Annotated in this window: 12 protein-coding genes and 1 pseudogene; 2 read left to right on the forward strand and 11 right to left on the reverse strand. The window is 26.6% G+C overall.

The window, feature by feature from the left end:
* Positions 1–317 precede the first annotated feature (317 nt).
* Both Q5O29_RS09875 and Q5O29_RS09880 read left to right on the forward strand, forming a co-directional pair.
* The gene (locus tag Q5O29_RS09875; protein ID WP_022168771.1) at positions 318–470 is read left to right on the forward strand and encodes a hypothetical protein; all 153 of its coding nucleotides are present in this window, start codon (positions 318–320) and stop codon (positions 468–470) included.
* A 376-nt stretch (positions 471–846) separates the two neighbouring features.
* Positions 847–1,392 (forward strand): transposase, encoded by a 546-nt coding sequence (locus Q5O29_RS09880; protein WP_302632102.1) that lies wholly within the window; start codon positions 847–849, stop codon positions 1,390–1,392.
* 455 nt (positions 1,393–1,847) lie between these two features.
* Here the strand turns inward: Q5O29_RS09880 and Q5O29_RS09890 are convergent, their stop codons facing one another.
* The 11 genes and pseudogenes from Q5O29_RS09890 to Q5O29_RS09940 form a co-directional block, all read right to left on the reverse strand.
* Entirely contained in the window at positions 1,848–2,243 is a 396-nt protein-coding gene (locus tag Q5O29_RS09890) for a hypothetical protein (protein ID WP_022212782.1), read from the reverse strand.
* A gap of 99 nt (positions 2,244–2,342) precedes the next feature.
* Positions 2,343–2,528 (reverse strand): hypothetical protein, encoded by a 186-nt coding sequence (locus Q5O29_RS09895; protein WP_022212783.1) that lies wholly within the window; start codon positions 2,526–2,528, stop codon positions 2,343–2,345.
* Positions 2,504–2,848: a hypothetical protein gene (locus tag Q5O29_RS09900; RefSeq protein ID WP_022212784.1), complete on the reverse strand. Its 345-nt coding sequence runs from the start codon at positions 2,846–2,848 to the stop codon at positions 2,504–2,506. Before Q5O29_RS09900 ends, Q5O29_RS09895 begins: the two co-directional genes overlap by 25 nt.
* 245 nt (positions 2,849–3,093) lie before the next feature.
* On the reverse strand, positions 3,094–3,399 hold the full coding sequence (locus Q5O29_RS09905; RefSeq protein WP_022212785.1) for a hypothetical protein: 306 nt from the start codon (positions 3,397–3,399) through the stop codon (positions 3,094–3,096).
* A gap of 216 nt (positions 3,400–3,615) precedes the next feature.
* Positions 3,616–4,497, reverse strand: coding sequence for an RNA-guided endonuclease TnpB family protein (locus Q5O29_RS09910; protein ID WP_022212786.1), 882 nt, complete (start codon positions 4,495–4,497; stop codon positions 3,616–3,618).
* Positions 4,498–4,580: 83 nt separating this feature from the next.
* Positions 4,581–4,733 (reverse strand): annotated as a pseudogene (locus Q5O29_RS09915) (MerR family transcriptional regulator); the annotation flags it as partial.
* A gap of 364 nt (positions 4,734–5,097) precedes the next feature.
* On the reverse strand, positions 5,098–5,547 hold the full coding sequence (locus Q5O29_RS09920; RefSeq protein ID WP_302632107.1) for a hypothetical protein: 450 nt from the start codon (positions 5,545–5,547) through the stop codon (positions 5,098–5,100).
* Between the two features lie 16 nt (positions 5,548–5,563).
* Positions 5,564–5,797 carry a hypothetical protein gene (locus Q5O29_RS09925; protein ID WP_022212789.1) on the reverse strand — a complete coding sequence of 78 codons (234 nt, stop codon included), beginning with the start codon at positions 5,795–5,797 and terminating at the stop codon, positions 5,564–5,566.
* Between the two features lie 30 nt (positions 5,798–5,827).
* Entirely contained in the window at positions 5,828–6,871 is a 1,044-nt protein-coding gene (locus tag Q5O29_RS09930; RefSeq protein ID WP_022212790.1) for a hypothetical protein, read from the reverse strand.
* Between the two features lie 17 nt (positions 6,872–6,888).
* On the reverse strand, positions 6,889–7,404 hold the full coding sequence (locus Q5O29_RS09935; RefSeq protein ID WP_022212791.1) for a hypothetical protein: 516 nt from the start codon (positions 7,402–7,404) through the stop codon (positions 6,889–6,891).
* Positions 7,405–7,498: 94 nt separating this feature from the next.
* The coding region (locus tag Q5O29_RS09940) for a hypothetical protein (RefSeq protein WP_302632109.1) at positions 7,499–8,996 on the reverse strand (1,498 nt) is incomplete at its 5' end.

Genomic DNA, 8,996 nt, shown 5'->3' on the forward strand with positions numbered 1-8,996 from the left:
AAACCTTTTTTAATAAATGTATCTTCAATTGTTGTTGCAATTGCATTTGTTGGCAAGGTTTGAGTAAATACTACTGCTGCACAAATAATAGAAACTAACCTTTTATTCATTTGTTTTTTTCACTCCTTTCTATTTAATTAAATGGGGTTGTTTCATTAAAAATAAATACTATAATATATTAGCTTAATTTTTAATTACACCACTTTACAAGTAATTTAAAAATAAATCCCATAAAATAAAACGAGCCAAATACTTAACTCCTGCAAAAACTAATCATAAAACAAAATACAAACAAGAGCAGGAGTGTATTTGGCCTTATGAATAGTATTAACAATAAATCAATAATTAAAACATTAGAAATATATTTATCTCAATATAAAGATATTTTTTATAAAAGAAGCTTTGAAAATTTTAAAATTACTATTATTGCATTACTTTATGTTCAAGAAGTTAGATCTATAAATTTATAAAGAAATACTGGAATGCTTGCTTAAATAGATTTTACTATTTCTTAGCACAAAAAAAACCTTTAATATATCCCAATTAGCGATAGCTACGCTTAACGTGACAATTAGTCTTATACCAAATACTTTAAAGAAAACTACAACTATATACTTAATAATAGATGATACTCTTTAAGCTAAATTTGGTGAAAAATTTGATTGTTATGAAAAGTTTTTTGATCATACAAGTAAAAATAGATCATCTTATCTAAATGGCCAGTGTTTTATATCATTAGATATAGCTATTCCAATAACCCATAATACTAAAATTAATTATCTAAAGCTTCCTATCCAATATAGACTTTATGATAAAACTAAATTAGAAGTAGCAGCAGATATGGTTATGGATATAACACATGCTTTAGCAGAATATCAAGTAATTATTACTTGTGATAGTTGGTATACTAAAGCACCATTTATAAGTTCAATTAAAAAATTTGAAAATATAAATATAATAGGTGCTTTGCGTAGCGATGCAGCTATGTTTGATCTTAATATAGAAAAAACTCACAAACGTGGTAGCCCTAGAAAAAGAGGTAAAAGAATAGACTATCATAATTTAAAATATAAAAAAGATTGTAAATCCTTTGTTACTCACATAAAGTTAGCTGTAAACTTAATTCATACGCCAGTGTATATAACAATTACTACTACAGATATAGTTAAATTTACTTCTGTTAGATTATACATTAGTATTATCGATCCTAATGAAATTAATAGTTTTGATAATATATCAATTGATGAAACTAAACAAGATAAACCTGTAGAGAAATCAACCTATAACATATATAAAATACGTTGGAATATAGAAACTATTTTCTACCAACAAAAAACTTTTTGGTCATTAGGGAATTATATGGTAAAGAGTAATGAGGCTATAAATAAGTAAATTAATTTACTAGGTATAAGCCTATAGCCTAACAATACTATTACCATTTATCAGCAACAATCTTTATAAGTATAAATTTCAAAGTCCACAAGAAGTGAAATATCATTTATCAGAGTGTATTTCTAAGGAATTTATTTTTAGTAAATTTCTTAAAACACTGCAATTATATAAAAATATTACTACCTCTGAAGATATATTTAAATATCTTGCCGATAGTAATAAAGCTAGTTAAATTTATTGTAAAGTGCTGCAATAATAATTATAAATATTTAAATTAATTATGTCAATAAACTAGTAATGATTAATCTATAAATCGAAAGTTTTATCAATTAAAACTTCCTTTTGATATATAGTTGCATAATTCCAGATAATGATTCGGTGAGATTACTAAGCCAGTTTGTGGAGGAGATGGATTTAACTGAGCTATATTCTACTTATTCTAAAATAAGAAAAAATCAAGTATCACCTTTAATTTTATCTTCATACTCTAAATCTTGACTTACTAAATTTCTCATATTAAAACTTTCATTACTTGGATTATCCTGTACCTCAACTTTAACTTCAACAAGTCTATTTCTTACTCCAGTATTTTCAGTATCTCTAAATATTTCTACTCCATAGTAATCATAATTACTTTTAGATGTAGCAAGAATTCGATCATTTATTAAAGCTTCAAAATTAATCTTAGGCTTATTGTTTTCTTCAACTAATTTTAATTTAAAAACTGGAAAATCTTGTTCACTTATATTACGACCACCAAATATTAGTTCATGCCTTTCTAAACCTTTTTGAATAGTTGCTGTTATCTTATCAACATCTATTTCTCCATCCTTATCATCAGTTACTTGCATATTTTCTGTTAACTTGTAAGTTTCACCTAAATAATGAAAAAATTCTCCTAAATTAACTATAGACTCACTTGTATTTTGTATTCTTGAACTATTATTACTTTATGGTATAATTGATATTACTAGCGTAGCATTATAAATAGCTTTAATACCTTCTTCTGTATTTTCAAATCTTACATTTAACATTTGATCTTCAGAATTTATTCCATTGCTATAATCATCTTCTGACACTCTATCTGTTTTAATAACATTTCCTAAAATCTTTAACTTGTTATGATTTGAAGCCATAAGCTTACATAATAACTTTCATACATATTTATTTTTTCTAATTCAATTCTAACACCATCTATAATCTTAATTTTAAAAGCAGCTCCAGAATATCCTTTTATAGCTTGATTATTACTTGATACTCTATTAACTTCTATTTTATGATTTACAGAGTCAATAGTCATATTAAACAACTCATTATTAGTACCTTTAGAATAAAACTTAAATTTAACTTGCTCTAAATCATTCTTAGGTTGTACTGTAATTATAGCTTTCTTAGTTACTCTTGCTCCCCAACTATCTGTTAATATGTATATAACTGTTTGTTCACCTAACTTCATATTATTGAAAACACTATAATCTAATAATACAGGAATATGATTAACTTGGGCAAAAGTATCACTTACTGTTATCCCTTTTGCTAAATCTATATCATCTCCTCTTTTTATTGTCTTTTTCCAAACTGTTTCATTATTTTCAGTTACTTCAGTATAGCCTGCTTCAGAAGCTATAGTTATTGTTGGAGCATCATTAGTTACTACTTCTAATCCAGTATTAGTTACTTTAAATAACTTTTTACCTCTTTCTAAGCTTTCAGTTCCCTCAGCATATGAATTGTTGTCATCACCTTTAACGTTACTTTTATAAACTTTTTACTGATATCGAATTTAATTTTAAATCTTTCATCGTTACCATTACTATATCTAACACCTTTTACTGTAAAAACAACATCTGTTAATGATGTTGGTTGAGCTCTAGTGTATAAGGCTATAGGTGAAACTTCACTTTCACTTTGTATATCTTTATTTTCAGATTCTTCTATTTCTTTGACTTCATTTGAGTTTAATGTAGCATTAGCTATTAATTGTTTTGGTAAAAATTCAATTGTCATTAATGCTACACATATCAAATATAAAAGTCTTTTTCTTTATTTCACTACTTCACCGTTGCCAAAACTTTATAAAACTTTATAAAGCTTGTTTAATTCCTTATTCAACGTGTCCTATTTTGTCTTGATAAACATAGACTACTTTAGTTTGATATGACACTCCAAAGGCGTAAATTCCCATACAACGCATGGTATATATTAGCAATATCTTATAAGTGATTAAATTGCTAATTTATATCTTGAAAGATTAATACTTGCATTGTAGTCTCTATTTATATTTAAACCACATGAACATTTATATATTCTATCTTTAAGTTTTAAATCTTTTTTTATAGATCCACAACAACTACATAATTTTGATGATGGATAATATCTATCTGCTTCAACAAAGTCTATACCACAAAACTCACATTTATACTTCATTTTTAATTTAAAATCATATTTCCTTGAACATTGTCTTTGTTTTCTTTTTAAAGATTTTTTTAATCTTCTAACTTCCTTAGATTTATTAATATTTTTGAAAGTCATTCCATTACTGCATACAGCTAAATCTTTAATACCAACATCAATACCCAAACTTTCACCAGTTAATTGAACTACGGGCATTTCTTCTTCAATACCTACGGATAAATACCAATACTTATTATCATAGCTAATTCTTGGATTTGTATATTTAACATCCATAGGTAATTGTTCTTTAGTTTTAACCCAACCTATTTTTTCAATTAAAACTGATTTTTCTTTAGCTTTTAATTTAGAAGTATCATTATAAAAAGATTGTTTTGATTTCTTTCTACTTTTAAATTTAGGTTTATCAACTAAACCTTTAAAGAAGTTTTTATAAGCATTACAACAATCTTTTACTGATTGTTTTGCTACATTATTGGACACTTCATTAAGCCATGATAATTTATCTTTTTTAAGTCGAGTAATTTCTTTTCTTAAATCACTATCTTTGATAAATTTACCACCATTTTTATAACTTTCTTCTTGTCTATTTAAAGTCCAGTTATAGATAAATCTTGCGGTACCAACGGATTGCCATAATTTTTGTTCTTGTTCTTCTGTTGGATATAATCTAATCTTTTTTGCAAGTATCATCTTCCAATAACTCCTTAATCATTTTTTAGCTTTTTTTGCTTTTTTACTTTGAAGTCTGCAACTAAATACTGTAACTATTTGAATAAAAAGCGATCAAGCTGTTCTTGAGAATAATACCTATATCCACTATCTTCAACTCTAACTGGTTTTAACTTTCCATTTTTATCCCAATTTCTTAGAGTTTTTGTAGTTTTTCCAATAGCTTTAGCAAATTCTCCTATTGAATAATATTTCAAAAGTCCCACCTCCTAAAACTATTATGCCAAACTTTGTAATTTTTATCTAATATTTTAAAAAGTTTTCTAACATTCTATAAACTGTTACATTACCTTCCATTATGTAAAGTTATAATACTTCACATATTCTTGATACTTTTAAGTAGTTCTCTCACTAACTTATTATACTTTTAAATAAGCGTAGCTTATTTTTTTATTTCATCCCTTCATTCTTACAAACATATAAAAAAGATTTAAAAATACTATAACTAATAAACTATTAACTATAATACCTTTAAATCTATTATACTTTTAACATATTTCAATTTTTTTCTCTATTTTTTCGGAAAATTTTATATTCATTATATAAAAAATTTAATATATTTTATGACCAATTGTACTCACTAGTTATTGGATTATATTCCATATAAACTCCATCTTCTATTGATATCTTATATTTTAGTATTTCTACATCTTCAACTAATCTACTATCTGGTCCTACTATTAACACTTCTTTTGACTTTTCTCCTGAAGATACTAAACCACTTATCTTAATATCTTCAACAGTGTCAGTATTTTTATACTTAACTTGTAAAGTCATATTTGTTATTTTTTTATTAGAATTATTTTCATAATAAGTTTTTAATAACGGATGATCTCCATCTTGGTTTATATTAAATACAACATTTATAGTGTCTATAGTAAAAGGTTGCTCTATAGCAGTAGAAAATCTACTTTCCTCTGTATTTTTAGTGCTTTTTATAATTAAAAATGCCCCCAAGATAAATACAACTATTAAAGATATAGCTATTATTATATTTTTATTGCTTTTCAAATTAGCACCTCCTTTTTTATGACCAATTATAAGTATTTGTTGTTTGATCATATTCCATATAAGTTCCATTTTTCAATGTAACTTTATACTTTAAAAATTCTAAATCTTCTTCATTTCCACTGTCAGGAGCTTCTAATAATTTATATTTGCTGATATTATTAAATTTACTGCTAGTAAATGAAGCTAAAAATACAATCAACCCTATACCTACTACAATTCCAATTGCAATAATGCTATTTTTCTTTTTCATACTTAACCACCACTTTATATGTAATTAACTTTAGTTTCCACTAGGTTCTATATTTGTATCACTTCCAGTTGAACCTGAACCTGAATCAGCTCCTTCATTACTTCCACCACTAGTTATATTTCCACTAGAAGGTGTACTTGAAGCATTTCCTTCAGAGCCTGTGCCTGCACTACCACCTGTTCCATTTTCTGTACCTGCATTTGTGTTTTGAGTAGAAAAAGATAATATTAAATTAAAATTAGAAACAACATCTTCTGTAATTCCTTCACTTTTAGGTGTTTCCCATAAATCACTTCTATAATATATTCTAGCAGTTTCATTAGAACCAATTTCACCTAAAGTTTTATCAGTTGTTTGAGATAAATTATGTAAATTTATTGTTTTTAAATATGTACCTTGCTCTGGTCTATCATAGTTTAAGTTTAATCTCATTTCAACTTTATTATTCCCAGCTTGTGGTTCTTCCACATATAGCTTAGTGTCTTTACTCGAACTATTAGTTCTTGCGGTACCACTAGAATTGCTACTTTCATCTGCTCTTGTAAAACTATTAAGGGAAACATTTAATGGATATGTTCCATTATTAGTTATACTATGATACGGTGAAACAAATTTACCAGTAAATCTTATAGGATCATCACTCACTATCATAAAGTTCATATTTAATGGAACTGTTACTGATATTTTAAACAAATTCTCATCACTAGGTTTAGTACCTATTAAATCTCCATTTTCAATCCCATCAAAATTTGGCATATCATCGCTATCTGGTTCCCATGGACCTATAGCACCATCAAGCTCAACTTCCTTATCAACAGGTTCTGGAGAAGTGCCTGGTCTTATGGGCTCAATTGGTTCATTTGGATTTGTAGTATCACTATCATTTTCTCCTTCAGAAGTACTTCCATCACCAGTTGAAGGTGTATTTCCTGCTGATTCTCCGCCACTAGATGGAGGTGCGTCTATTTCTCCTTCTGCAATAGTCCTTATAGAATCAATTTGTGAGTACCCTTGTGTTGTCATTGAAAAATTAGTTAATGCAAACATTAAAGCTAAAAGTATTGCTCTTTTCATTAATATCCCCCTACTCATTAATTTTCCACAGCTATTACCATCTTAGCTGCAGATATTCCTAATAATTCTTCTGTTGTTGGATCATATGCACTTATAGTAGCCGTTGCTTCATATTCACCTTTTTTAAGATTTCTACTTAATTTTGCTTTTTCTATGTATTGATTAGGTTTAAGTTTACCACTTTTAAATATGGTTTTGCTATTGGAATCTAATTTAATTTCCACATCTATTAAATAATTATTAAAAGGTGGATTATATATTCTTATATTACCTTCTGATTTTCCATTTTCGAAAAATGGTCTTGAGTTAATCTCAAAAGAAAAAGTTGATTTATCGGCTTTTCTTTGCATTATCTCTTCAATTTCAGATGCAGTATATCCTGATATAACACCATCTTGTATTATAGCTCCAGTTGAATTACTACCATAATTTTTATAAATATTTACACTTAATCCTGCAATTACACCTATTCCAATAAATACTCCAAAAATCAAAATAAATTTAATGTTTTTTTTACTAAAATTAAATTTCATTTAATTGTATTCCTTTCTATAATAATCTAAACTATAACATTTTAAGGGGAACAATAAACATTCTTCCCCCTTTTTAATCATTAATATTATAATTTTATTCTGAGCTTTTTTTAATTCTTAAAGTCAATCTAAAGGTATCTTTAATTGGTTTATTAACTTCTAATGGATTTTGCCCAGCAACACCATTTAAAGTTAATGTTGTAGATGAATTTGCTAATACTTTAGCTATTTTCTTTTGCGATTCAGAAGCTTCTTGCCCTCCAAGTTGAGAAACTATTTTTTCATGTCCTAAATAAACTTTCTTTAAATTACCTTCTAAATATAAATTAATTTCATTTCTTCTATATCCAACACTTTCTGTATTTTTTGTTGTTGCTGATGTTCTTACATCTGTAGTGGTTATAAGTTTTATCCCTTCATCTATATTATAATCCATAAATTTTATAGCACTTATATCTACCGGTACTTCTCCGTTATTAGTTATATTTATATTAGCACCTATAAACTCTGCATCTTTATTGACAGTAAATGCTATTGATGTTGGAATACTTACACTTATTGTTTTTTTAGGTGTTTCTCCTGCATCACTTTTAATTATACCACTTGTAGATATACTAGAATTAGTTGTTGAATTACTTGTTATTAAATCCTTCTCATTATCATTATTTTCAGAAGAGGAATTATCTTCTTCAACTTCAGAAATTAATGAAAAATGATTTATTCCTTCTATTAGATTATAGTTATTTATAAATTTTTCTCTTGCTCGTCTTAAATCTATAACTTTATTTACTAATTCAGCTTCTCTTGGTCTTGACTTAGTATATTTAAGAACTTTTAAAGTATATACTTTTTCATCTAGAAGTTCATACTTTAACTTTACTAATTCATTTGTTTTTACATAATCTTCTCTTATTATTTCATTATTTTCATCATATAATATAACTTTTCCAGACTCTAAAGTATTGTCTATATCTTTAATGGTAAATTCAGCATCAATATTTATATTATCATCTTCAATATTGCCATCTACCACTAAATCATCAACTATTGGTTCTTCTGGTAAAACTTCTATGGCAACACTTTTATTTATTGCAACTTCAGTACCATCTGACATTATTATGGTTTCCAATGTTAGATTATTAATTCCTGCTATTTCAGGAGCTTGTACAACTGTTGAATACTTGTCTGATTTAGAAAATAAACTTTTAGTTAATTTTCTTGTGGCATTATATTCTTTACCATTAACAACAACTTTTTCTACATATATATAATCTTTAGATGATTTAACATCAAAATCAATATTCACTTCTTCTTTCTTTTTTACTATATCAGATTCTGTTTCTAAAGATACCACCGCTAATTCCAATGCTGTTGTTTCAACTCTAACTAAAAAATCTTTTTCTAGCTTAGTATTATCACTTAATTGAACATTAGCTTTTACAGTATATAAACCTGGTTTATATGTATCAACAGTATTTTCCGTAATAACTATCTTATTAGTTATATTACTACCATCAATATCAGTAGCAGATAATTTGAGATTTTTTAAAGGATCAAATTTATCACCTTCATAAATCATTAAATCTTTCCCT

The sequence above is a fragment of the Clostridium sp. CAG:265 genome, from assembly GCF_000436575.1.
In the GTDB taxonomy this organism is placed as follows: Bacteria; Bacillota; Clostridia; order Clostridiales; family Clostridiaceae; genus Clostridium; species Clostridium lentum.

Bases quoted from the DNA above. Each gene is read 5' to 3' on its own strand.
- Q5O29_RS09875 (WP_022168771.1), top strand. From the start codon at position 318: ATGAATAGTATTAACAATAAATCAATAATTAAAACATTAGAAATATAT.
- Q5O29_RS09880 (WP_302632102.1), top strand. From the start codon at position 847: ATGGATATAACACATGCTTTAGCAGAATATCAAGTAATTATTACTTGT.
- Q5O29_RS09890 (WP_022212782.1), bottom strand. From the start codon at position 2,243: ATGCAAGTAACTGATGATAAGGATGGAGAAATAGATGTTGATAAGATA.
- Q5O29_RS09895 (WP_022212783.1), bottom strand. From the start codon at position 2,528: ATGGCTTCAAATCATAACAAGTTAAAGATTTTAGGAAATGTTATTAAA.
- Q5O29_RS09900 (WP_022212784.1), bottom strand. From the start codon at position 2,848: ATGAAGTTAGGTGAACAAACAGTTATATACATATTAACAGATAGTTGG.
- Q5O29_RS09905 (WP_022212785.1), bottom strand. From the start codon at position 3,399: ATGACAATTGAATTTTTACCAAAACAATTAATAGCTAATGCTACATTA.
- Q5O29_RS09910 (WP_022212786.1), bottom strand. From the start codon at position 4,497: ATGATACTTGCAAAAAAGATTAGATTATATCCAACAGAAGAACAAGAA.
- Q5O29_RS09925 (WP_022212789.1), bottom strand. From the start codon at position 5,797: ATGAAAAAGAAAAATAGCATTATTGCAATTGGAATTGTAGTAGGTATA.
- Q5O29_RS09930 (WP_022212790.1), bottom strand. From the start codon at position 6,871: ATGAAAAGAGCAATACTTTTAGCTTTAATGTTTGCATTAACTAATTTT.
- Q5O29_RS09935 (WP_022212791.1), bottom strand. From the start codon at position 7,404: ATGAAATTTAATTTTAGTAAAAAAAACATTAAATTTATTTTGATTTTT.